23 protein-coding genes and 1 pseudogene are annotated in these 22751 nt (G+C 72.2%); 9 read left to right on the top strand and 15 right to left on the bottom strand.

Features of this window, described 5'->3' with window-relative positions; genetic code table 11:
* The first annotated feature begins 29 nt into the window (after nucleotides 1-29).
* Nucleotides 30-965, top strand: a complete 936-nt coding sequence (locus ACFYPS_RS09690) for an LD-carboxypeptidase (protein ID WP_354968533.1) — start codon at nucleotides 30-32, stop codon at nucleotides 963-965.
* Between the two features lie 19 nt (nucleotides 966-984).
* Here the strand turns inward: ACFYPS_RS09690 and ACFYPS_RS09685 are convergent, their stop codons facing one another.
* Nucleotides 985-1869: a virginiamycin B lyase gene (locus ACFYPS_RS09685; protein ID WP_354968532.1), complete on the bottom strand. Its 885-nt coding sequence runs from the start codon at nucleotides 1867-1869 to the stop codon at nucleotides 985-987.
* A 232-nt stretch (nucleotides 1870-2101) separates the two neighbouring features.
* On the opposite strand from ACFYPS_RS09685, the gene ACFYPS_RS09680 reads away from it, so the two are divergent.
* On the top strand, nucleotides 2102-2578 hold the full coding sequence (locus ACFYPS_RS09680; protein WP_354968531.1) for a hypothetical protein: 477 nt from the start codon (nucleotides 2102-2104) through the stop codon (nucleotides 2576-2578).
* A gap of 48 nt (nucleotides 2579-2626) precedes the next feature.
* Here ACFYPS_RS09680 and ACFYPS_RS09675 read toward each other — a convergent pair whose 3' ends face one another.
* From ACFYPS_RS09675 to glnA, 4 genes are all read right to left on the bottom strand, one after another.
* Nucleotides 2627-3007, bottom strand: coding sequence for a VOC family protein (locus ACFYPS_RS09675; RefSeq protein ID WP_354968530.1), 381 nt, complete (start codon nucleotides 3005-3007; stop codon nucleotides 2627-2629).
* Nucleotides 3008-3158: 151 nt separating this feature from the next.
* Nucleotides 3159-3851, bottom strand: a complete 693-nt coding sequence (locus ACFYPS_RS09670) for a WYL domain-containing protein (protein WP_354968529.1) — start codon at nucleotides 3849-3851, stop codon at nucleotides 3159-3161.
* A 36-nt stretch (nucleotides 3852-3887) separates the two neighbouring features.
* Entirely contained in the window at nucleotides 3888-4313 is a 426-nt protein-coding gene (locus ACFYPS_RS09665) for a DUF350 domain-containing protein (RefSeq protein WP_387323805.1), read from the bottom strand.
* 88 nt (nucleotides 4314-4401) lie between these two features.
* The gene (glnA, locus tag ACFYPS_RS09660; protein WP_354968527.1) at nucleotides 4402-5751 is read right to left on the bottom strand and encodes a type I glutamate--ammonia ligase; all 1350 of its coding nucleotides are present in this window, start codon (nucleotides 5749-5751) and stop codon (nucleotides 4402-4404) included.
* A 257-nt stretch (nucleotides 5752-6008) separates the two neighbouring features.
* Here glnA and ACFYPS_RS09655 point away from each other — a divergent pair, with 257 nt between their 5' ends.
* The 3 genes and pseudogenes from ACFYPS_RS09655 to ACFYPS_RS09645 all read left to right on the top strand — a co-directional run bounded on the left by ACFYPS_RS09655 (nucleotide 6009) and on the right by ACFYPS_RS09645 (nucleotide 10155).
* Complete coding sequence (locus ACFYPS_RS09655) at nucleotides 6009-7766, top strand: NAD+ synthase (protein ID WP_354968526.1); 1758 nt, start codon at nucleotides 6009-6011, stop codon at nucleotides 7764-7766.
* A 120-nt stretch (nucleotides 7767-7886) separates the two neighbouring features.
* The gene (gene panB, locus ACFYPS_RS09650) at nucleotides 7887-8732 is read left to right on the top strand and encodes a 3-methyl-2-oxobutanoate hydroxymethyltransferase (RefSeq protein WP_354968525.1); all 846 of its coding nucleotides are present in this window, start codon (nucleotides 7887-7889) and stop codon (nucleotides 8730-8732) included.
* Between the two features lie 173 nt (nucleotides 8733-8905).
* A pseudogene (locus ACFYPS_RS09645) lies at nucleotides 8906-10155 on the top strand (DUF222 domain-containing protein).
* Nucleotides 10156-10299: 144 nt separating this feature from the next.
* Here the strand turns inward: ACFYPS_RS09645 and npdG are convergent.
* From npdG to ACFYPS_RS09625, 4 genes are all read right to left on the bottom strand, one after another.
* On the bottom strand, nucleotides 10300-10998 hold the full coding sequence (npdG, locus tag ACFYPS_RS09640) for an NADPH-dependent F420 reductase (RefSeq protein ID WP_354968524.1): 699 nt from the start codon (nucleotides 10996-10998) through the stop codon (nucleotides 10300-10302).
* Nucleotides 10999-11079: 81 nt separating this feature from the next.
* The gene (locus ACFYPS_RS09635; RefSeq protein WP_354968523.1) at nucleotides 11080-12510 is read right to left on the bottom strand and encodes an RNB domain-containing ribonuclease; all 1431 of its coding nucleotides are present in this window, start codon (nucleotides 12508-12510) and stop codon (nucleotides 11080-11082) included.
* A 98-nt stretch (nucleotides 12511-12608) separates the two neighbouring features.
* A complete protein-coding gene (locus ACFYPS_RS09630) occupies nucleotides 12609-13451 on the bottom strand; it encodes a histone (RefSeq protein WP_354968522.1) in 843 nt (280 codons plus the stop codon).
* An 82-nt stretch (nucleotides 13452-13533) separates the two neighbouring features.
* Nucleotides 13534-13737 (bottom strand): hypothetical protein, encoded by a 204-nt coding sequence (locus tag ACFYPS_RS09625; protein ID WP_354968521.1) that lies wholly within the window; start codon nucleotides 13735-13737, stop codon nucleotides 13534-13536.
* 198 nt (nucleotides 13738-13935) lie between these two features.
* Between ACFYPS_RS09625 and ACFYPS_RS09620 the strand changes: the two genes are divergently transcribed.
* A complete protein-coding gene (locus ACFYPS_RS09620) occupies nucleotides 13936-15210 on the top strand; it encodes a M48 family metalloprotease (RefSeq protein WP_354968520.1) in 1275 nt (424 codons plus the stop codon).
* Nucleotides 15211-15268: 58 nt separating this feature from the next.
* Nucleotides 15269-15766 carry an NUDIX domain-containing protein gene (locus ACFYPS_RS09615; protein WP_354968519.1) on the top strand — a complete coding sequence of 166 codons (498 nt, stop codon included), beginning with the start codon at nucleotides 15269-15271 and terminating at the stop codon, nucleotides 15764-15766.
* Between the two features lie 10 nt (nucleotides 15767-15776).
* Here ACFYPS_RS09615 and ACFYPS_RS09610 read toward each other — a convergent pair whose 3' ends face one another.
* Genes ACFYPS_RS09610 through ACFYPS_RS09600 form a run of 3 tightly spaced genes read right to left on the bottom strand, consistent with a single transcriptional unit; the run spans nucleotide 15777 to nucleotide 17961 of the window.
* Nucleotides 15777-16739, bottom strand: coding sequence for a hypothetical protein (locus ACFYPS_RS09610; protein WP_387323797.1), 963 nt, complete (start codon nucleotides 16737-16739; stop codon nucleotides 15777-15779).
* Complete coding sequence (locus ACFYPS_RS09605; RefSeq protein ID WP_354968517.1) at nucleotides 16736-17068, bottom strand: PadR family transcriptional regulator; 333 nt, start codon at nucleotides 17066-17068, stop codon at nucleotides 16736-16738. The genes ACFYPS_RS09610 and ACFYPS_RS09605 overlap by 4 nt, the downstream gene beginning before the upstream one ends.
* Before the next feature lie 20 nt (nucleotides 17069-17088).
* Nucleotides 17089-17961 (bottom strand): AraC family transcriptional regulator, encoded by an 873-nt coding sequence (locus tag ACFYPS_RS09600; RefSeq protein ID WP_354968516.1) that lies wholly within the window; start codon nucleotides 17959-17961, stop codon nucleotides 17089-17091.
* Between the two features lie 159 nt (nucleotides 17962-18120).
* Here ACFYPS_RS09600 and ACFYPS_RS09595 point away from each other — a divergent pair, with 159 nt between their 5' ends.
* Nucleotides 18121-18729 carry a GrpB family protein gene (locus ACFYPS_RS09595; protein WP_354968515.1) on the top strand — a complete coding sequence of 203 codons (609 nt, stop codon included), beginning with the start codon at nucleotides 18121-18123 and terminating at the stop codon, nucleotides 18727-18729.
* A gap of 6 nt (nucleotides 18730-18735) precedes the next feature.
* Here the strand turns inward: ACFYPS_RS09595 and ACFYPS_RS09590 are convergent, their stop codons facing one another.
* From ACFYPS_RS09590 to ACFYPS_RS09580, 3 genes are read right to left on the bottom strand one after another with little or no spacing between them, the layout of a single operon-like run.
* Nucleotides 18736-19332 carry a GNAT family N-acetyltransferase gene (locus ACFYPS_RS09590; RefSeq protein WP_354968514.1) on the bottom strand — a complete coding sequence of 199 codons (597 nt, stop codon included), beginning with the start codon at nucleotides 19330-19332 and terminating at the stop codon, nucleotides 18736-18738.
* A 44-nt stretch (nucleotides 19333-19376) separates the two neighbouring features.
* A complete protein-coding gene (locus ACFYPS_RS09585; protein WP_354968513.1) occupies nucleotides 19377-20330 on the bottom strand; it encodes a redoxin domain-containing protein in 954 nt (317 codons plus the stop codon).
* Nucleotides 20331-21557, bottom strand: coding sequence for an epoxide hydrolase (locus ACFYPS_RS09580; protein WP_354968540.1), 1227 nt, complete (start codon nucleotides 21555-21557; stop codon nucleotides 20331-20333).
* A gap of 257 nt (nucleotides 21558-21814) precedes the next feature.
* Here ACFYPS_RS09580 and ACFYPS_RS09575 point away from each other — a divergent pair.
* Nucleotides 21815-22692, top strand: a protein-coding gene (locus ACFYPS_RS09575; protein WP_387323985.1) for an IS5 family transposase whose coding sequence is annotated in 2 segments (ribosomal slippage) — nucleotides 21815-22211 and nucleotides 22211-22692 — 879 coding nt in all. Because the reading frame shifts where the segments join, the coding sequence is not laid out codon by codon here.
* Nucleotides 22693-22751 lie beyond the last annotated feature (59 nt).

Genomic DNA, 22751 nt, shown 5'->3' with positions numbered 1-22751 from the left:
GCGCAGCGGGGTCGATAGGCTCTGCGGTTGTGATCAGCGAGGACCTGACCGTCATCCGCCCGCCCGCGCTGCGCCCGGGCGACACGGTGCTGCTGGTGTCGCCGTCCGGGCCGACCTCGCCGCAGCGGGTGGCCCGTGGGATGGAACTGCTCACCGGCTGGGGCCTGCGGCCGGTGCCGGCGCCGAACGCGTACGCCCGGCAGGGCTACCTGGCGGGCGCGGACGAGCTGCGCGCCGCCGACCTGAACGCCGCGTTCGCCGACCCGCAGGTGCGCGGGGTGATCTGCACCCGTGGCGGATACGGGGCCCAGCGGGTGGTGGACGCCATCGACATGGCCGCGGTCCGCCGCGACCCGAAGGTGGTGGCGGGCTTCTCCGACATCACCGCGCTGCAGTTCGCGCTCTGGCGGGGCGCCCGGCTCGCCGGGGTGCACGGCCCGGGGGCGGCCTGGCGGGATGAACGCACCCCGCTGCGCTCGGCCGAGTCGCTGCACGCCGCGCTGATGACGACCGAACCGGTGACGGTCACCGCGGTGGCCGGCGAGGAGACCTATCCGGTCCGCGTCCCGGGTCGGGCCACCGGCACCCTGCTCGGCGGCAACCTGTGCATGATCGCCGCGTCGATCGGCACGCCGGACCTGCCCGACCTGACCGGGGCGGTGCTGTTGATCGAGGACGTGCAGGAACCTCCGTACAAGGTCGACCGGATGCTCACCCACCTGCGCCGGGCCGGCGCGCTGGACGGGTTGGCCGGGGTGGCGGTCGGCCAGTTCACCGACTGCGCCGACGGCTGGGACACCACGATCGTCGACGTACTCGGCGAACGCCTCGGTGGCCTCGGCGTACCGGTGCTCGGCGGACTGCCGATCGGCCACGGCCCCGGCCAGCTGACCGTCCCCGTCGGCACCCAGGCCACCCTCGACACCACCACGGCCACCCTCACCGTCTCCCCCGCCGTCGCCTGACCCGCTCCCCTCGCCCGCGTCACAAGGTGAGGCGGGCCAGGTGGCCGTTCTCCAAGGCTGCGTAGATGCTGCCGTCGGGGGCGACGGTGAGGCCGTGCGGCTCGGAGTTCGGGGTGGGCAGCTCGTAGGTGTCGACCCGGCCGGTCGGGTCGACGTGGCCGATGCGGTTTCCGGCCCACTCGGTGAACCAGGCGCCCCCGGACGGATCGGCGACGATGCCGTGCGGCCGGGCCGTCCGGTCCGGCAGCGGGTACTCCTCGATCTGACCGTCGGGGCTGATCCGCCCGACCTGACCGGCCCCGATCTCCACGAACCAGAGCGCCCCGTCCACGCCCGCGGTGATACCGACCGGTGCGGCGCGCTCGGTGGGCAACGGGTGCACCCGTACGGCGCCGTCCATGCCGACCCGGGCGATCGCGTTCGCCTGGTTGAGGGTGCACCAGACGGCGTCGTCCGGGCCGGCCGCCACCATCGAGGCGAACGCCCCGGAGACCGGCAACGGCACCTCGGTGACCACCCCGTCGGTGCTCACCCGTCCGACGGTGTCGGAGTTCATCCCGGCGTACCAGAGGGCGCCGTCCGGGCCCGCGGCGATGCCGCACGGGCCGGTGCCCGCCGGCAACGCGACCTCGCGCTGCTCCCCGTCGGTGGTGATCCGGCCGATCCGGTCGTCCCCGGAGCGGGTGAACCAGAGCGCGCCGTCCGGACCGGACGTGACGATCAAGGGCCGGCTGCCCGGATCGCCGGCCGCCCAGCGGCGCACCGAACCATCCACGTCCACCCGGGCGATCGCGCCGGCGTGGACCAGGGTCAGCCATAGGGCCTCGTCGGGGCCGGTGGTGATGCCGTACGGCCCGGCCTGCGGGTCGGTGATCGGGAGTTCCCGGATCGGTGTGGACGTCACGAGAGGCTGCCTTCCGTCGGTGGATCCCGGTCGACCGGGCCCGCACGGCTCGGCCCACCCGGGGCACGGCGAGGAACCACCCTCACCCATCGGGCGTACCGAGGCAACCCGTTTGTCCGACTCGGCGGGCCGGATTGCCAGCTGGCGGACAGCTTCGGCACGGGTTCCACCCAGCCGGGCTGGTCACTGTCGGTGATGACATCGCAGCACCACCGAGAATCTGGAGGAGAGCATGTCCCGCACCATCCGCAAGAAGCACCTGCTGGCCGGTCTGGCCACCGCCGGCGTCCTCGGCGTGGGGATCGCGGCCCCGACGATCGCGTTCGCCGCGGACGCCACGTCGACGCCGAGCGCCAGTAGCACCGCCGACGGCCCGGGCACGAAGGCCGACCGGCAGGGCGAGTTCGCCGAGGCGCTCGCCAAGGAGCTGGGCGTCTCCCCCGACAAGGTGACCGCCGCGCTGGAGAAGGTCCGCGAGCAGCAGCGCGCTGACCGGCCGGAGCGGCCGTCCACCGAGGACCGGCAGGCCGCGCTCAAGGAGCGGCTCGACCAGGCGGTCAAGGACGGCAAGCTCACCCAGGAGCAGGCCGACGCGATCACCAAGGCCGTCGAGGCCGGTGTCTTCCCCGGCCCGGGCGGCCACCGCGGTCCGGGTGGTCACGGCGGGCCGGGCGGACACGGCGGCCCCGGCGGTACGGCCGGCAGGTGACCGTCGGCGGCCCCGCCCGACCGGGCGGGGCCGCCACCGACCAGACCGTCAGCCGGCGGGGGCGGGCGGGGGCGTGAACACGCCGAGGTGGTTGCCGGCCGGGTCGAGCAGATGGGCGAGGGTGAGCCCGCTCGGGGTCGTACGCGCCGCCACCAGCACCTTGCCGCCGGCCGCCTCGGCCCGCTGGCAGGTCTGGGCCACGTCGGCGACCTCGGCGTAGAACACGGCGTAGTTCGGCGACGTCCCGTCGGTCGCCCGGATCGCCCCGCCGATTCCGGTGTCGCCACCGGCGCCGGTCACCCGGTAGGACCCGCCGTTGGCCGCGCCCTGCTCCTCGAAGGTCCAACCGAACAACTCGCCGTAGAAGCGCTCCGCCTCCTCCGGCCGATCGGTGCCGATCTCGAACCAGGTGATGGGCGTCGTGGACATCTGCTGCCTCCAGGTTTCCCGTGCCGGCCGTGCGGCCGTCGTCAGGAGCAGTCTCGGGGCCGTCCACGACACCGTCCTGTCGGTGTTTCCGGATCACCCGACGGGGTCCGCGCCGGCCGGGCCGTGCCCGACGCGACCCGCGCCGTCGGTCTCAGACCAGGCTGAGCCGTCGGACCCGCTCCTGCGGGATGTCGAGATCCGCCGGGCGCAGCTCCCGGGCCACCACCTCGGGCAGTGCCCGCACGCCCCGGATCCGGTCAGTGCGGAAGCAGCGCAGCTCGTCGCGCAGCCGGCACCAGGCGAGCAGGTACCAGTGTCGAGGGTTGCCGAGGTAGCCGAGCGGCTCGACGTCGCGTGCCGAATCAGCGCCGTCGCGGTTCGCGTACCGGATGCGCAGCACCCGCCGCGCTGCGACCGCGTCGGCGACGATGGCCGGGACGGGCGTGGCCGGCCCGTCGCCGATCAGGTGCACGCGGCCGGCGAGCCGGTGCGCCTCGGCCGCGTCGGCGGCCGGCAGGACCGCCACCAGCTTGCGCAGCGCGGTGGCACCGGGCCCGGCGAACGGCGTGCCGGCGAGCCGGTGCAGCGCGACGGCCATCGCCACCGCCTCGGCGGCGGTGAGGTTGACCGGGGGCAGGGTGCGGGCGCGGTCCAGCACGTAGCCGCCGGTGCGCCCCGGCTCCGCCCAGATCGGCACGCCGGCCTCCTGCAGGGCGCCGATGTCGCGCTCGATGGTCCGGCTGCTCACCTCGAAACGCGCGGCCAGCCAGCGGGCGCTACGCGGCCGGGGCGACATCGCCCGCAGCTCCTCGACCAGGGCGTAGAGGCGGTCCGTGCGGTTCATGCCCGGCACGCTACGGCCGGGGTACGACGACCGCGCTCAGGCGATGCAGGCGCAGACGATCAGCGCCGCGCCGAAGTGGGTGACCGCGCTGACCCGGGCCGCCGGGTGCGGCTCCGGCGAGCAGATGACCTCGCCGAGCTTGCCCGGGGTGAGCAGGTCGAGCACCACGAAGGCCAGCGCCATGATGGCCAGACCGAGCAGCCCGAACACCACGGTGGAGGCGAGCCCCTTGCCGAAGTCGCTGTAGCTGGTGAGGATCGCGGTGAAGACGATCCCGGCGATGCCCAGCTGGTTGGCGGCGAGCAGCAGCCCCGCGTTGGCGTTGCGGTCCACCCAGATCAGGTCCCGCAGGCGGCCGGGAGTGAGCAGGTCGACCAGCCCGAACCCGGCCGCCATCAGCCCCACGCCGACGACACCGAACAAGACGCTCTGCCAGGCACCGCTGAGCAGATCCTCCAGCACCGACTGCCTCCCGACTCTCCGCCCGGAGGGGTACCGGCGCGGTGATCGAGACGATAGCGGCAGCGCGCAACGGCGTCAGCCCCCGTGGCTACAGCGCCAGGTAGCGCTGCCGCTCGTACGGGGTGACCTCGCGGCGGTACTGCTCCCACTCGGCTCGCTTGTTGCGCAGGAAGAAGTCGAAGACGTGCTCGCCGAGCACCTCGGCGACCAGCTCGGACCCGGCCATCACGTCGATCGCCTCGGCGAGGTTCTCCGGCAGCGCCTCGTACCCCATCGCCCGCCGCTCGGCGTTGGTCAGCGACCAGACGTCGTCCTCGGCGCCCGGCGGCAGCTCGTAGCCCTCCTCGATGCCCTTCATGCCGGCGCCGAGCAGCACCGCGAAGGCGAGGTACGGGTTGGCCGCCGAGTCCGGCGAACGGACCTCGACCCGGGCCGAGTTGGGCTTGCCGTAGGCCGGCACCCGGACCAGCGCGGACCGGTTCAGGTGCCCCCAGCAGACGTACGCCGGGCTCTCGGTGATCCGGTCCGGCAGGTGCTGCGGGAAGAGCCGCTTGTACGAGTTGACCCACTGGTTGGTGACCGCGGTGTACTCGCGGGCGTGCACCAGCAGGCCGGCGATGAACGACTTCGCCACCTTGGAGAGCTTCATCGGGTCGCCGTTGTCGTGGAAGGCGTTGCGCTCGCCCTCGAACAGCGACAGGTGGGTGTGCATGCCGCTGCCCGGCTGGTCGGTGAACGGCTTCGGCATGAAGCTCGCCTGCACGCCGGTGGAGAGCGCCACCTCCTTGACCACGTGCCGGAAGGTCATGATGTTGTCGGCGGTGGTGAGCGCGTCGGCGTAACGCAGGTCGATCTCCTGCTGGCCGGGGGCGACCTCGTGGTGGCTGAACTCCACCGAGATCCCGATCCGCTCCAGCGCCAGCACGCCCTGCCGCCGGAAGTCCCGGGCGACGGCGTGGGTGGTGTGCTCGAAGTAGCCGCCGGTGTCCACCGGAATGGGCACCGAGCCGTCCTGGGGGCCGTTCTCCAGCAGGAAGAACTCGATCTCGGGGTGGGTGTAGAAGGTGAAGCCCTTCTCGGCGGCCTTGGACAGCGCCCGGCGCAGCACGTGTCGCGGATCGGCCCAGGAAGGCCCCCCGTCGGGCAGCAGGATGTCGCAGAACATCCGGGCACTCTCGCCGCTGACCCCGCCCTCGAACGGGAAGACCTGGAAGGTCGTCGGGTCGGGCATGGCGACCATGTCGGATTCGAAGACCCGGGCGAAGCCCTCGATCGCCGAGCCGTCGAAGCCGATGCCCTCCTCGAAGGCTGCCTCCAGCTCGGCGGGCGCCACCGACACGCTCTTGAGCGTGCCCAGCACGTCCGTGAACCACAGCCGGACGAACCGGATGTCCCGCTCTTCCAGCGTACGGAGGACGAACTCCTGCTGACGGTCCACTTCCACCCCTCGCGACACCTGTTTGCCATCACCGGCCGGGCTGGCCGGGCCTGACCGACCAGTCTCCACGGGCCCGGTTACGCCGACGTTACGCCAACGCCCGGCCGCCGTCCTGCCGTGGCCGCCGAGGTGCCCGCGCGCGGACAGCGGCCCGACGTGAGCCGGCCGTCCGGTGGGTGGCCGAGCCCAGCGGCGCGTGGCCCGCATCTCCCGCCGGGCGCCGTGTCCGCCCCGAGCGGCTGGGGCAAGATGAGGGCATGCCCACCCTGCGTCTCGCCCTGTCCCAGGTCAACCCGAGCGTCGGCGACCTCGCCGGCAACGCCGACCTGGTCCGCAGCTGGACACGCCAGGCCGCCGACGCCGGCGCCCAGCTGGTGCTCTTCCCGGAGATGATGCTGACCGGGTACCCGGTCGAGGACCTGGTCTTCCGGCGTTCCTTCGTCGCCGCGTCCAGGGCCGCCCTGGAGCGGCTCGCCGCCGACCTCGCGGCAGACGGCCTCGGCGCGCTGCCGGTCGTGGTCGGCTACCTGGACGCCGACGGGCCGCCGCAGGTCAGCGGGGACGCCGAGCCGGGCCGGGGCGCCCGCAACGCCGCCGCCCTGCTGCACCGGGGCGCGGTGGCCGCCCGCTACTTCAAGCACCACCTGCCCAACTACGGCGTCTTCGACGAGGATCGCTACTTCGTCTCCGGCGACACGCTGACCGTCGTGCGGATCGGCGGGGTGGACGTCGCGCTGACCATCTGCGAGGACCTGTGGCAGGCCGGCGGCCCGTTCGCCGCCGCCCGGCAGGCCAGGGTCGGCCTCGTGGTCAACATCAACGGCTCGCCGTACGAGCTGAACAAGGACGACATCCGGCTGCCGCTGGTCCGCCGCCGGGCCGCCGAGGCCGGCGCCGCCATCGCGTACGTCAACATGATCGGCGGCCAGGACGAGCTGGTCTTTGAGGGCGACTCGATGATCGTGGGCGCCGACGGTGAGCTGCTGACCCGGGCCCCGCAGTTCGTCGAGCACCTGCTCGTGCACGACGTGGAGCTCCCGGCCGCCGCCGAGACACCGGCCGTGGAGGCCGTCGCGGACGCCATGCGGGTGGCGCACAGCACGGTGGACGTCATCCCGCCCACGCCGTCCGGGCCGCCCGCGATCGGCGGGTCGATCGAGCCGGTGGCCGACGAGGCCGAGGTGTGGCAGGCGCTGGTGCTCGGCCTGCGCGACTACGTCAACAAGAACCGGTTCCCGTCGGTGGTGCTCGGCCTCTCCGGCGGCATCGACTCCGCGGTGGTGGCCGCGCTCGCCGTCGACGCGCTCGGCCCGGACCGGGTGGTCGGGGTGTCGCTGCCCAGCCAGCACTCCTCGGAGCACTCCCGGGAGGACGCCGCCGACCTGGCCAAGCGCACCGGGCTGGATTACCGGGTGGAACCGATCCAGCCGATGGTGGACGGCTTCCTGGCCAACCTGTCGCTCTCCGGGGTGGCGGTGGAGAACCTTCAGGCCCGGGTACGCGGCGTGATCCTGATGGCCCTGTCGAACCAGGAGGGCCACCTGGTGCTGACCACCGGCAACAAGAGCGAGCTGGCGGTCGGCTACTCCACCCTGTACGGCGACTCGGTGGGCGGCTTCAACCCCATCAAGGACGTCTGGAAGACGCTGGTCTGGCGGCTCGCGAAGTGGCGCAACGCGGACGCGATGCGGCGGGGCGAGACCGCGCCGATCCCGGAGAACTCGATCGGCAAGCCGCCGAGCGCCGAGCTGAGCCCGGGCCAGCTGGACAGCGACACCCTGCCCGACTACGACGTGCTGGACCCGATCCTGATCGGATACGTCGACGGCGACCTCGGCCGGGACGGGCTCGTCGAGTCGGGCCACGACCCGGCGGTGGTGGACAAGGTGCTGCGGCTGGTGGATACCGCCGAGTACAAGCGACGGCAGTCCGCTCCGGGCGCGAAGATCTCGATGAAGGCGTTCGGGCGGGACCGTCGGCTGCCGATCACCAGCCGGTGGCGCGAGCACGGCTGAGTCGCCCGGGTGCGGTGGAGTGACATCTCGCACTGCGCCCTGCCGTCACCCCCTTCCGCGGTGCGACGATCGCTGCGGAACCCGGGGACCGCGCAGGCGGCCTCGAGGAAGGAGACAGTGATGGTGGAGTCCACTCCGAACGAGGTGACCGCCCTGTACGGCGGGCCGGCCACGCGACGAGTCCGTACCCGCGACCTCATCGCCGCCAAGGAGCGCGGCGAACGGTGGCCGATGCTCACCTCGTACGACCAGTACACGGCGGCGATCTTCGACCAGGCCGGAGTTCCGGTGCTGTTGGTCGGCGACTCGGCCGCGAACAACGTGTTCGGCTACGAGACCACCCTGCCGGTCACCGCCGACGAACTGCTCCCGCTGGTGCGGGCCGTCGTACGGGCGACCCGGCAGGCACTCATCGTCGGTGACCTGCCGTTCGGCTCGTACGAGGAGGGCCCGACCCAGGCGCTGCGCACCGCCGTCCGGTTCATGAAGGAGGGTGGCTGCCACGCGGTGAAGCTGGAGGGTGGCCGCCGCTGCGCCGCGCAGATCGCCGCGATCGTCGGCGCGGGTATCCCGGTGATGGCGCACATCGGTTTCACCCCGCAGAGCGAGCACACCCTGGGCGGTTACCGGGTGCAGGGCCGGGGCGACGCGGCCGACGAGGTGCTGGCCGACGCGCGGGCGGTGGCCGAGGCCGGCGCGTTCGCGGTGGTGCTGGAGATGGTGCCGGGTGAGGTGGCCAAGCAGGTCACCCACGAGCTGCCGATCCCCACGGTCGGCATCGGGGCGGGCCCGGCCACCGACGCGCAGGTGCTGGTCTGGCAGGACATGGCCGGCCTGCGTACCGGCAAGGCACCACGCTTCGTGAAGCGGTACGCGGATCTCGCCGGCGCCCTCACCGACGCCACCCGTCGATTCGCCGACGAGGTCCGCGGCGGCGAGTTCCCGGCCGCCGAGCACACCTTCTAGGACAGTGGGCGGCGCGGGCCGGCCGGCACGGCGTTTCCGCTCGCCGGCCGGCCCCGCCGCTGGGTCGGGGTCGCTGGGTCGCGGTCGCTGCCTCGCTGCCTCTCCAAACGACAGCGGCAGTCCAATCGATCAAGATGACTGAGATTGTCGTACACCTGTTCTAGTCTCTGGTCGTGGTCGAGGAGTTGGCGCAGGCGGAGGACGCGGTGGCGGCGTGCCTCGACGTGGCCACCTGGGCCGTCGCGGAGCACGACCTCGTCGCGGCGCTCGACGCCACACACCGGCTCGAGCAGCGCCTGGCGGCCGTCAAACTGACCCTCGTGCGCGAGCTGGACGGCCGAGGCACCGCCCGCGCCCAGGGCGCGTCCTCGACGGCGCTCTGGCTGCGAGATCGACTACGGCTCACCGTCCCCACCGCCCGGCGGCTGGTCGACCTCGCCAGCACCCTGGACGCCGGCGCCCCCGGAGTGCGCCGCGCGCTGGCCGACGGGGCCATCAGCCTGGAGCAGGCGCGGGTCATCGGCGACACCGTCAACACCGTGCACGCCACCGCCGGCGTCGCGGCCGCCGACAAGGCCGTCGGCGTGCTCGTCGAATGGGCAGGGCAGTTCGATCCCGTGCTGCTCCGCAGGCTGAGCGCACGAATCCTCGACCACGTCGCTCCCGAGGCCGCCGAAGCCGCCGCCCGGGCCGCGGTGGAAGCCGAGACCCACCGAGCCGCCCGAGACCGTCACGTCACCCTGTCCGAGCTGCACGATGGCCGCCTGCGGCTGACCGGCAGCCTGGACGCCGAGACCGCCGGCCTGCTGCGCGCCGCGATCGACCCGCTGACCGCGCCGTCGGGCCCGCACGACCCGCGCACCCCCGGGCAACGCCGACACGACGCGCTCGCCGACCTCTGCCGGCTCACCCTGCGCACCGGTGAGCTCCCCGAGCACGGCAGCGAGCCCGCCCAGATCGTCATCACCACCAGCTTCGACGCCCTGGCCCGACACCTCAACGCCGGCACCCTGGACACCGGCCTCCAACTCACCCCAGAGACGGTCCGCCGACTCGCCTGCGACGCAAGCATCCTGCCCGCCGTCCTCGGCGGCGCCGCTCAACCGCTCGACGTGGGCCGACAACGCCGCCTCATCACCGGGCCCCTCCGACGCGCCCTGGTCCTACGAGACCGCGGCTGCGCCTTCCCCGGCTGCGACCGCCCACCCCGCTGGTGCGACGCCCACCACATCCGACACTGGGCCGACGGCGGCGACACAAGCCTGACGAACGCCGTGCTGCTCTGCGCACACCACCACCGACACATCCACCACAACGACTGGACCGTCCGACAGAGCGGCGACGGCCACCCGAGTTCGTCCCACCAGCCTGGCTCGATCCCGACCGCCTCCCCCGCCGCAACCAATACCACCGGCGCACGTGAAGACGCCGCTGACCATCGACAAGACACGCGCAGGCCGACGAGCCAAACGGGCCATCGGCCGAATCAGGGCCGCCGACCGGTAACCCCGTCGGACAGACTCGCCGGTACGCGGCCCCGGCAAACGGGCTCGGCGGTGGTTGCCGCTCAGAGGTCGGTGACGCGGATGCCGGCGTGCGCCTTGTACCGCTTGTTGATGGCGATCAGGTTGGCGGTGAACGCCTCGATCTGGTGGGCGTTGCGCAGCCGGCCGGCGTAGATGCCGCGCATCCCGGGGATCCGGGCGGCGAGCGCGCCGACCACGTCGACCAGCTCGCGGTCCTCGGTGCAGATCAGCACGTCAAGGTCGATGCGGTCGACCTCGGGGTCAGCCAGCAGCGGAGCGCTGACGTGGTTGAACGCCGCGCAGACCCGGGAGTCGGGCAGCAACGCGGCGGCCTGCTGCACGGCGCTGCCCTCGGGGACGGTCAGCGCGTACGGGCCCTGCTTGTCGAAGCCGAGCGGGTTGACGCAGTCGACGACGATCGTGCCGGCGAGCGGCTCGGCGAGAGCGGCGACGGTCGCGGCGTGCCCGTCCCACGGCACGGCGATGATGACCACGTCGCTGCGGCGGGCCACCTCGTCGTTGGCGGCACCCGTGATGCTGGCGTCGGCCGGCATCCGGGGCAGGGCGGCGATCTCGGCGGCGGATTCGGCGGCCCGCTCCGCGGACCGGGAGCCGATCAGCACCGTCTGCCCGGCTTGGGCGAACCGGTAGGCGAGGCCCCGCCCCTGGTCGCCGGTGCCACCGATGATGCCGACCGTCAGTCCGGACACGTCGGGCAGCGTGCTCGCGTCGTATGCCATGGGCTCATCCTCGCAAACCGCCCGGTCCGGCAGCAGCGCCAGGCGCTGTGACAATCCCCGCTGCCGCCCGCCGCGGCCGGGTCAGGCCAGCTCGAACAGGACCGAGCGGGCCTCCGGGTCGGCGGTGACCAGCCGGACCCGGACCCGTTCGCCGAGCGGCAACTCACCGAGGCAGCGGGCGCGTACCGGCGGCGCGTCCAGGGCCACCGTTCCGCCGGGCGGTCGGGGGCGGGAGCGGCCGTTCGGTGGGGCGTCCACGTCGAGCACCGCCGCGTCGAAGGTCTCACCCACCCGGTGCGCCAGCAGCACCGCCTCGGCCAGCTCGACGGCACCCCGGCTGGCCGCCGAGGCGGTCCGGTCGGTCGTGGCCATCACCTCGGGCAGTCGGGGCATCGCGGCGCGCGCCCAGTCGGGCACCGGCCGGCCCGCGTGCAGGGCCAGGCAGACCTCGGTGGCGTACCGGTCGGCCAGGCGCCGCAACGGCGCCGTGACGTGGGCGTACGCGGCGGCCACACCGCCGTGCTCCGGCTGCTCGGGCAGCGTCCCGTCGAACGCGGTGTACGCCGCGCCGCGCATCAGCTCGGCCGCCTGGTCGATGAACGCGGCGGCTCGTGGCTGGGCGGCGTCCAGCCCGGCGATCACCTCGCCCGGGCTGGTGTCGTCCGGCCAGTGGACGCCCAGCGGCGTGGCGGCGGCCCGCAACCGCTGCACCGCCTCCGGCTTCGGCGCTGGCATGGTGCGCAGCAGGCCGATCCGGCCGGCCAGCATGATGTCGGCGGCGGCCATCCCGGTCAGCAGCGAGATCTGCGCGTTGTGCTCCTCCATGGGCACCGGGCCGCGCAGCACCAGCCGCCAGCCGTCGCCGTCGGGCTCCACGTCCTGCTCGGGCAGCGGCAGGTTGATGGCGCCACGACGCAGGCCCCGGGCGGTCAACCGGTCGCCGATCTCGGGCAGCAGCGCGATCGGCTCGGGCAGCCGACCGGCATCGGCCGCGGCCTGCACCCCGGCGTAGTCGAGCTTGGCGCGGCTGCGGACCAGGGCGCGTTCCAGCTCGACAGCCACCGTGCCGCCGTCGGCGTCCAGGTCGATGGTCCAGACGACGGCGGCCCGGTCGTCGTCGGGCAGCAGGCTGGCGGCGCCCTCGCTGAGCGTCAGCGGGTGCAGCGGCACGTGCCCGTCGGGCAGGTAGACGGTCTGCCCCCGCCGCCAGGTCTCCGCCTCCAGCGCGCCGCCCGGGCGGACGTGCGCGGCGACGTCGGCGATCGCGTACCGCACCCGGTAGCCGCCGCCCGGCCGGCGGGCGAGGTGCATCGCCTGGTCCAGGTCCCGCGACGTCGCGGGGTCGACCGTCACGAACGGCACGTCGGTGCGGTCGACGGGCGGCCGCGGCGGTGCGGCGGCCGCCTCGTCGGCCTCCTTCTGGGCGGCGGTCGGAAAGCCCTCGGGCAGGCCGAGCTCGCGGCGCAGCGCGCCGAAGTCGATGCGGGGCGCGAGTACGCGTCGGATGACCACGGGTCAATCCTGACAGCGCCGCCGGTGATCCGCTTCCGGTGACCGGCCGAGATCTCGGACCGGCGTGTCGGGAAGCGCCCGGTTGGGGCGGCCTACGGTCAGCCGGTCGCCTTCCGGGCGGCGGTCCGGGTGCCACGCGGGGCGGTGGTCCGGGCGGCGACCGGACGTGCCGGTGACTTGCGGGCGGTCACCTTGCGGGCCGGAGCCTTGGCCGCCACGGTCTTCTTCGCCGGGGCCTTCTTCGCCGCCGCCTTGCGGGTGGTGGTCGACGAGGTGGCGGTCGACTTCGCGGCCGGCGCCTTCTTCGCAGGGGCCTGGCGGGCACCACCGCTCGGGCCGGTGGACGCGGCCTTCTTCGCCGCCGTCTTCTTCGCCGGGGCCTTCTTGGCGGCCGTCTTCTTCGTGGTGGACGCCTTGGTCGCGACCTTGCGCGCCGGCGCCTTCGCCGCGGCGGTGGTCTTCCTGGCCGCCGCCGTGGTGGTCTTCTTCGCGGCGCCGGTCGTCTTCTTCGCGGCGCCGGTGGTCTTCTTCGCGGCGCCGGTCGTCTTCTTCGCGGCGCTGGTCGTCTTCTTCGCCGTACCGGCGGTCTTCCGCGCCGTGCTGGCCGTGGTCTTCTTCGCCGCCGACGCCGGGGCCTTCTTGGCGGCGGTGGTCGTCTTGCGGGTGGCGGTCGAGGCCTTCGCCGGCGCCTTCTTGGCCGCGGTGGTGGTCTTGGTGGCGGCCTTCTTCGCCGGGGCCTTGGCCGCCGTGGTGGTCTTCTTGGCCGGGGCACGTCCCGCCCCGCCGGCCGCCTTGCGGGCCGGCGCCTTCGCCGCAGCCGTGGTGGACTTGCGCACGGGGGTGGTTCGGCTCGCTGCCGTGTTCCGCTCTGCCGCGGCGGTCTTCTTCGCGGTGGTACGCCGGGCGGCCGGGCGGGTGGTGGCCTGCTGTGCTTCGGCCATCGTGGTTCCCTCCTTGGGGACGTGCTCTCGCGTGCGTCCTCGCGGAGCACGAAATACCTCGGCGCGGGCCGTCCCGCGCCGTCTACCTGTCCTCCCCGGCCCACCGGGCGTCCTCGGCGTCCCACGCCTCGTTCCGCTCCTGCACCCGTTGCAGGGCGTTCTCCGCGTCGGCCGCCGAGTCGTACGGGCCGAGGACATGCTTCGCCGGGCACACGTCGGCGCCCGTCTCGACCCGGTGGTGCCGGGTGCACCAGTAGAACTGCCCACCACGTCCGCTGTCGCTCATGGGAATCACTGTGCACCGCGAACCGACCGGCCGCCACCGGATCGCACAAGTAGCCGACCCTCTCCACAGTAGATATGCATTGCGTCTGTCGGGCCGGAACACCAAAAGAAGGCCAGGCCGGGATACTTCGCGCCCGCCGCCGGCCGTCGGCTGAACGGCCGGTTCCGGCGTACGACGGGCCTGGGGCAGGATCGTCCCGTGATCAACACGGTGACCGGCACGGGGGCGTGCCCGGGGTGTGGGGCCAAGACGGAGTCCGTACGCGACGCGGTGCCATGGTGCCCACGCTGCGAGTGGAATCTGGACACGTACGACCCGGTGCGGCGCGAACGCGAGTTTGGCTGGACCTGGGTCGACCGGTGGACCTACCGGATGGCGTTCCGGACGACCAGCCGGCAGTTCACCCAGCTGGCCGGGCGACCGCTGGGCGCCAACGGGTCCAACAGCGCCCGGACGCTGACCGCAGTGGCGTCGCTGGCGCTCGTCGCGGCGGTACTCGCGCTGGCGGTCACCGGCGCATGGCTGATCGTGGCGTTCCCGTTTCCGAACCTGGCGATCCTGCCGGGTGTAGCGATGGCCGGTCTGGCGGTCGCCCTGCGGCCCCGGTTCGACCGGCTCGACCCGGAACTGGAGGTGCTCTCCCGCGACCGGGCGCCGGAGTTGTTCGCGCTGATCGGCGAGGTGGCCACCGCGATCGGGGCACCGGCGCCGGACGTGGTCGGCGTCGACAGCGACATCAACGCGTACGCGGGAGCGGTCGGCGTGCGGCGCCGGAAGGTGCTCTGCCTCGGACTGCCGTTGTGGGGTTCACTCACCGCCAGCGAGCGGGTGGCGTTGCTCGGTCACGAGCTCGGCCACTTCGTCAACGGTGACCCGCGCCGGGGGCTGCTCACGCAGCCCGCGTTCACCATGCTCCGCTCCGCCGCCGACCTCTTCCGGCCGGTACGAACGAGCGTCGGCGCCGGGCTGGTGGAGATGGTGGGTGACGCGCTGGGCCGGGCGTTCCAGTGGGTGGTGTCCCGGGTGCTGTTCGTCGCCCACCTGCTGTTGGTGAGCATGGCGCTTCGGGACAGCCAACGCGCCGAGTACCTCGCCGACGAACTCGCCGCCCGGGTGGCCGGCTCGACTGCCGCGACCGAGCTGCTCGACGCCCTGCTCGGCGGCGAGTCGATGGCGCTGGCGGTGCGTCGGGAGACCCAGGCGGGACACGGCCCGGACCGGTGGCGTTCGGCGTTGGCTGAGGCCCGCGCCGCGAGCGCCGATCGGCTGCCGCTGCTGCGCCAACTGTCGGTCCGCGACGAGGCGTCGCTGTTCGCCGCCCACCCACCGATCGGACTGCGCCGCCGCATGCTCACCGACCGCCCGTGGCAGGACCCCGCGGTGGTCCTCACCGAGGCCCGCATGGAACGGATCGACGCCGAACTCGCCAGGGAGTACGAGCGCTTCCGCCGTACCGTCAGCTGGTCGGCCTGACGCTGACCTGGCGCGACGGGACGGCGCTGCCCGGTGGGGTCGTGCCTATGATCGCCGGATGGGAACACCGGACTACATCGTGGGGCTGCGCAAGCACGTCGGCCACGACCTGCTGTGGCTGCCCAGCGTCAGCGCGGTGGTCCGCAACGACGCCGGTGAGCTGCTGCTCGGCCAGCGCGCCGACGACGGACGCTGGTCGGTGATCAGCGGGTTCGTCGAGCCGGGCGAGCAGCCGGCCACCGCGCTGGTCCGCGAGGTGCGGGAGGAGACCGGCCTGGACGTGGTGCCGGTACGGCTGTCCAGCGCCGTCTCGCACCCGCACACGTACCCCAACGGGGACCGCTGCGAATACCTCAACCTGGGCTTCCTCTGCCGACTGGTGGCCGGCACCGCCCGGGTCAACGACGATGAGTCGCTGGCCGTGCGGTGGTTTCCGTTGGACCGGCTGCCCGAGTTGGACAAGCACGCCCTGCTGGTCATCGCCTACGCGCTGCGCGAGAACCAGTCGGCCGGGTACCTGGAGCCGGGCACGACGTGGGACGACGTGCCCGACTGAGCTGCACGGATCAGACCGACGACGGGGTCGGTGTCGGCGCGACGGCGGCGGGCGCCGACCGGGCCGCCCGGATGGCGTACGCGAGCGCGTAGGGCGTGCACGCCAGGTAGAGCATGGGTTCCACCTGCACCTGGTAGGTGATCAGCTGGAAGATCTCCACTGAGATGGGCCCGGGTGGGCCGACGTTCCAGTCCGTCCAGGCGGCGAAGAGCCACAGCGGCGCGGAGAGCCAGTCGACGCTGTCCGGTGACAGCGCACCGCTGAGCGGGCCAGCACCGCTGCCCGCCGGCATGATGTCGACAACGACGCGGATCACCGCAAGGTCGGCCGCTGCGAGCGCGCCGAGGACGCCCAGCCACCAGGCTCCGCGGAGCCGGTTCCGGGTGGCGAGGCTCGCGGCGGCCCAGAGAGCCAGCGTCAGGCCGACCAGCCAGAACAACAGACCGGGTACGGCGCGGGCCAGGTCGTCCGGGTAGATGACGTACAGGAGCGGGACCGCGACCGCACCGATGGGGAGCACCACGCCGAGCGCGATGCGCAGCGGGCCGTCGAGTGCGGTGTGCCGGGCCCATCGGGCGGCGTACGCCGCCAGCAGCACCGCCAACCCGACGGTGAGCGCCGTCCAGATCGGTTTCTGCGACCGCTCCGACCAGCCCACTCCCGTCAGCCCGACCTCGATCGGGTACACGGCGAAGGCGCCGCCGACCACGATCCCGACGCAGGCGATCGGGGACAGCAGCAACGCGGCCACCGTACGGCGGGCCCGACCGCGCATCAGGCTGCGATCGACGAGCGGGGCACCGGCGCGGCTGACGGCGAGGCTCACCGCGAAACCGACCATCTTCGTCCAGCGACCGCTCTCGGCGAGGACGTGCAACTCGGCGGCCCACTCGCGGCGCAGGTCGTCGCGGACGTCGGCCGGCCAGCGGCGCGCGGCCATCTCCAGCAGCAATTCGGCGGACCGGCGGGTCACCACGCTGGCGCCCCGGTGGGCTCGGTGCCGCCCCACGAGGGACGGCCGTCGGGGATCGCGGCGCGCAGGTCGGCGAGCGCCCGCCGGGCCTGCGCCACCCCTTCGGCCGTCAGGCGGTAGTAGCGGCGGGCCGGCCGGCCGGCCGCGACGGGGTCGATCGCCTCCCAGTCGGCGGCCAGCCAGCCGGCCCCTCTCAGCCGGTGCAGCACCGGGTAGAGGGTGCCGCTGGGCAGGCCGGTCAATCGCATCAGGTCCAGCCCGTAGCGCTGCGCGTCGGGCTCGGCGAGCAGCGCCGCGAGCACCTTGGCGACCGGAATGGTGATCCGCATCCGACCACTGTATCGGGTCTCTACATAGGGGTGGGTACCCGTTCGACGGGAATCCACAACTCGGCGTCCGCCTCGGTGCCGTCCGCGGACACCCGGACCCGGGAGATCTCCGGTCCAGGTCGGCTGCGGTACGGGTTGGACGGAAACCACTGCGTGAACACGTCCCGCCACAGGTACTGCACCGCCTGCGGAAACGCCCCGGAGGTGGTGAACACCGCCCACGTCCCGGCCGAAACCGGCAGCGCGTCCAGGTCGTCCGGCGGTGCGGCTCCGGTGACCACCCCGTGCCAGTAGTCCAGCTCGGTGCCCTCCGCCCGACTGCCGGCGAGGTTGTCACTGACGTTGACGATCCCGCTCGGCTCCTGATCGGAGAGCGCCTCGATCCGCCCGGTCGTCTCCTTGTCGATGCCCCGGATGAACGCGACGATCGCCGGGTTCATCCCCTCGTGCACCAGCGGGACTCGGGCCTTCCGCCCCACCAGTGTGAACGCGTCCTTGCCGACGATTCGGTACTCCATGCTGCCGCTCCCTTCGACGGTGAGACGGAAGGACATCCGGGGCTGGGCACGCAGCGCTGCCCCCGTACGCCGAGCCTCTCCGGGACCCACGCCGTGCACGGCGTGGAACGCCCGGGCGAACGCCTCGGCCGAGCCGTAGCCGTAGTGCACGGCGACGTCGAGCAAGGTCCGCTCCCCCGCCAGGACGTCCGCGCCGGCGACGGTGAGCCGACGACGACGGATGTACTCCGACAGCGGCATCCCGGCCAGCGCGGAGAACAGCCGCCGGAAGTGGTACTCCGACGTGAGTGCGATCCGCGCCAGGTCGGCCACCTCGATTCGCTGGTCGAGGTGCCGCTCGATGTACGCCAGGGCCTCGTTGAGCCGCTCCAGCACCCGGGCCTCCTTCCCTTTCGAGCACTGACGCTAGGTCGCGGGGCAGATGCCGCACCCGACATCCGGTGCCCGCAACGGTCGGGTCTGCCCCCGGTCGCCGCCTCGGCGTGCACCGCCGATGTCGTAGCCTGGCGGACTTTGCTTCTCAAGGAGGTTGACGTGGCCGAGTATCCGCAGGACGTCGTTCAGCGCTTCCACGGCACCCCCGAGCAGGTGGACGCCGGCCTGGTGGGCGAGCCGCCACGCACCTGGGGGTCCGTCGTCATCGAGGAGTACGACCCGACCTGGGCGCAGCGGTTCGCCGCCGTCCACGCGTCGCTCTCCACGGCGTTGGAGGACCTGATCATCGGGGTGGAACACATCGGGTCCACCGCGGTGCCGGGACTGGCAGCCAAGCCCGTCATCGACATCGACCTCACGATCGAGGACACAGCGGAGGAGTCCACCTATCTCCCCGCCCTGGAACGGCTCGGATACCGACTCGCCCTCCGGGAGCCCTGGTGGCACGGGCACCGGATGCTCCTCAGCCCCGCCGAGGACGTCAACCTGCACGTCTGGCCGCGGGCCGCACCCGAACCCGTCCGGCATCGGCTCTTTCGCGACTGGCTGCGCTCGCATCCGCAGGACCGGGAGCTGTACGCCGCTACCAAGCGGCGCCTCGCGCGGGACACCGCGCACCGGCCTCGCGACTACAGCCTGGCGAAGAACCCCGTCATCGACGAGATCTACGCGCGCATCTTCGCCAGTCAGGAACAGCCGAAGCGGTAGTCGGGGTCAGCGAGTCGGCTGCCGCATGATCCAGGTGGGGACGGGCTCCGAGAGGGAGTCCACCACCTCCCAGCCGGCGCGGCGATACAGCTCGACGTTGGCCGGGTTGCTGGTCTCCAGGATGGCCGGCAGACCGTCGGCGGCGGCGCGATCCAGCCCGGCCCTCATGACGGCGCGCCCCCAACCGCGTCCAGCGCTGTCAGGGTGCGTGCCCAGGACGCCGAGATACCAGAACGGGAACGCCGGCAGGGCGGCATGCACGGCCTTGTCATAGCCCTGAACGCGGGCCAGCACGTCAGCGGGGAAATGAGCGGCGAAGCCGCTGTCCGGCGATTCGTGCCCGGCGGCCGACAGCTCGGCCGACAGTTCAGCCGGCGGCTCCCAGATGGCGACCGAGGCACCCCCGCCGATCGTCCAGATCGACGACCTGTGCACCCGCTTGTCGAAGAGATGCCCAAAGAAGGCGGCGGCGTACCGCGGGTAGGTGTCCTCGTCCGGGAACAGGTACCGCAGCACGGGATCCTTGACGAACGCGGCGACCAGCGAACCGACCACCGCGTCGCGGTCCGCTGAGGTGGCGATGGTGATCTCGGGCGCTGTCACAGCAGTCGACACTATCCCGGCCGTGTTGGCGAAAGTGACCGCGCCTATCCGAAGGTGAAGGCGTACGCCTCCGCGCCTGGCTCGCCGAACGTGATCTCCAGGGTCGACTCACGGACCGCGTCGTGTTGGCGTACGAGCTGGTAGAGGCGGCCGTCCTGGAGTACGCCGTTGCCGTCCTCGTCGATGTCGACGCCGTGCGACGGGCCGGGAGCCGCGCCATCGAGCAGCACGCGGAACGGGATCGACTGTCCCGCCCCGGGAGCCAGCACGAGATGCGCGTCGCGAGCGTGGAACCGGAAGGCGATGCTGCCGCCGGCCCGGTCCGCCACGACGTTCTCCGACCCGATCGTCCACTCGCCCGCCAGGGCCCACTGGTTCAGGGCCAGGCTCTCCGGCAACTGGTAGGCGCGGCGTTCGTCGAGCGCGGCGCCGTTCGGCGACGCGAAGTGTTCGCCGCGGCTGAAACCGAGGTACGTCTCGGGCGTCCGCAGTTCGTCCCAGTCGGCCGCTGCCTCCGGGCCGAGGCCGTCGACGGGCACCGGCGCACGCTCGACGCCGAGCAGGTCCTGGAGCACCCGCTCGGACTGCTCGTAGCGCCCCTCGCCGAAGTGCTCGTCGCGGATGACCCCGTCCGCGTCGACGAAGTAGAGCGCCGGCCAGTACAGGTTCCCGAAGGCCCTCCAGATCGCGTAGTCGTTGTCGACCGCGACCGGGTAGCCGATCCCGCGCGCGGTGATCGCCTGTCGCACCTGGTCGACGTCGTGCTCGAACGAGAACTCCGGCGTGTGCACCCCGAGAACGACCAGCCCGTCGTCGCGGTACGCCTGCGCCCACGCGCGCACGTACGGCTCCTGGCGCAGCCAGTTGATGCACGTCAACGTCCAGAAGTTCACGAGGACGACGCGCCCACGCAGGTCGGCGGGGCCGAGTGGCTCGGAGTTGAGCCACTCGACCGCCCCGTCGAGCGGGGGCAGGTGTGGACGCCCGAACACGGCCATCTAGCGAAGCGACCGGAAGGCGGTACGCAGCTCTTCGGAGAAGATCTTCGGCTGTTCCCAGGCCGCGAAGTGCCCGCCCTTGTCGAGCTTGTTGTAGTAGATGAGGTTGGGGTACGCCTGCTCGGCCCAGCTCTGCGGCGCCTCGTAGAGCTCGTCGGGAAAGACGCTCACGGCGACCGGGACGTTCACGCCCTTGGCGGCGAAGAATGACAGCTTGTTCTCCGTGTACAGACGGGACGCGGAGATCGCGGTGTTCGTCAGCCAGTAGAGCGAGATGTTGTCCAGGATGTCGTCGCGGGTGAGCCCCTCTTTGGCCCCGTCGAAGACCCGCGAGATCAAATCCAGGCTTTTCGCGTCATGGTCGAGCAGGAAGGCCGCCAGGCCGACCGGAGAATCCGTCAGCCCGGTCAGCGTCTGCGGACGTGTCGCCATCATGAGGGCATAGGCCACGTGCTTCCAGACGAAGTTGACTTCCTCGGCAGCACGCATTTCGTCGTCGGACAGACCGGATGGCAGCGAACCCATGGCGTTGTTCGCGCCGGTGGTGTCGCCCTGGAACAGCAGGTCGATCTCGGGCGGGACCGCACCGGGCATGTTGGTGTGGATGCCGAGCAGTTCCGGAGGCGCCTGGATGCCCATCTGGTCCACGACGACCGCGCCCCAGTCGCCGCCCTGCGCGACGAACCGGTCGTAGCCGAGCCGCTTCATCAGCTCGGTCCAGGCGGTCGCGATCTTCTGCGGGTTCCAGCCCGACGCGGTCGGCTTGCCCGAGAAGCCGTGGCCGGGCAGTGACGGGATCACCAGGTGGAAGGCGTCCGACGCGCTCCCGCCGTGCGCCGTGGGGTCGGTGAGCGGTTCGATGATTTTCATCTGCTCGATCACCGAACCCGGCCACCCGTGCGTCACGATGAGCGGCAGCGCGTCCTCGTGCTTGGAGCGGACGTGGATGAAGTGGATGTCCACCCCGTCGATGGTGGTCATGAACTGCGGTACGGCGTTCAGCCGCGCCTCGACCTTGCGCCAGTCGTACTCGTTCTCCCAATAGCGGGCCACGGCCTGAATCATCGCGAGTGGCACGCCCTGCGACTGGTCGTCGACGGTTTCCTTTTCCGGCCATCGGGTGGCCGCGATCCGCCTTTTCAGGTCGTCGAGGTCCGCCTGGGGAATTTCCACCGTGAACGGCCGGATCTCCGTGGTGCCCGGACGAGTCTTGGTCTTGACAGCCATGCGTGCCTTCCTCTCCGCTTGAGCTTGTTGGAGGGCATGTTCGACAAAGGCGCTGACCGGAAGTGTGTGCCAGTTCGACGGAGGCACGCGGACGCCATATGTCGGAGCCTAGGGCCTGTGTCGAAGTCGCTGCCAGGGCTTGAGCTATTGGGTGCGGATCTTCGCGTGTCGGTGTTCGAGATATAGCGAGATCTCCGGTATCTGGTTCAGCGACCAAGCAGAACCCGAACACCGGAGACCTCGTGGACACCCTAGCGGTGGCGAGGCGGCACGACCTGACCGACGCAGAGTGGGTGGCGCTGGAGCCGTTGCTGCCTGCGGGGCGTAGGCCAGGTCGGCCGCCGACATGGACGAAACGGCAGCTCATTGATGGGATTCGGTGGCGGACACGGGTCGGTGCCCCGTGGCGGGATGTCCCGCAGTGCTACGGATCCTGGGCTGCGGCGTATGGGCTGTTTCGGCGTTGGCAGCGTGATGGGACCTGGGCGAAGATCCTGACCGTGTTGCAGGCGCTGGCTGATGTGGTGGGACGCATTGTCTGGGACGTGTCGGTGGACTCGACGGTTGCCAGGGCTCATCAGCACGCCGCCGGGGCGCGTAAAAGGGGGATCTGCAGGCCGAGCCGCCGGGTGGGGTCACGGTGGAGCCGACCGATCACGCGCTCGGTCGGTCGCGGGGTGGGCTGACCACGAAGCTGCACCTGGCCTGCGAGCAGGGTCAGAAGCCGTTGTCGATCGTGTTGACCGCTGGGCAGCGCGGGGACAGCCCGCAGTTCATGGCGGTGCTCGACGGGATCCGGGTGCCCCGCCTGGGCTCGGGTCGGCCTCGGACCCGCCCGGATCGGGTCTTGGCCGACAAGGCGTACACGTCGAGGGCCAACCGCCGCTACCTGCGCCGACGCGGCATCGCCGCGACGATCCCCACAAAGACCGACCAAGACGCAAACCGGCTCAAGCTGGGGTCCAAGGGCGGCCGCCCACCGATCTTCGATCCCGAGCGGTACAAGCAACGTCATGCCGTGGAGTGCGGCATCAACCGGCTCAAGGGCAACCGAGCCGTAGCGACCCGCTTCGACAAACTCGCCGTCCGCTACGAAGCCACCGTCCACATCGCCGCCATCAACGAGTGGCTGTGACCGACTTCGACACAGGCCCTAGAACGGAAGACGTCGTGGTCGCGGCCATACAAGCACTC

The sequence above is a fragment of the Micromonospora sp. NPDC005087 genome, assembly GCF_042872965.1.
Lineage (GTDB): Bacteria > Actinomycetota > Actinomycetes > Mycobacteriales > Micromonosporaceae > Micromonospora.
The sequence above is the reverse complement of the archived record's forward strand: the minus strand, read 5'-3'. Positions and strand labels throughout refer to the sequence as shown.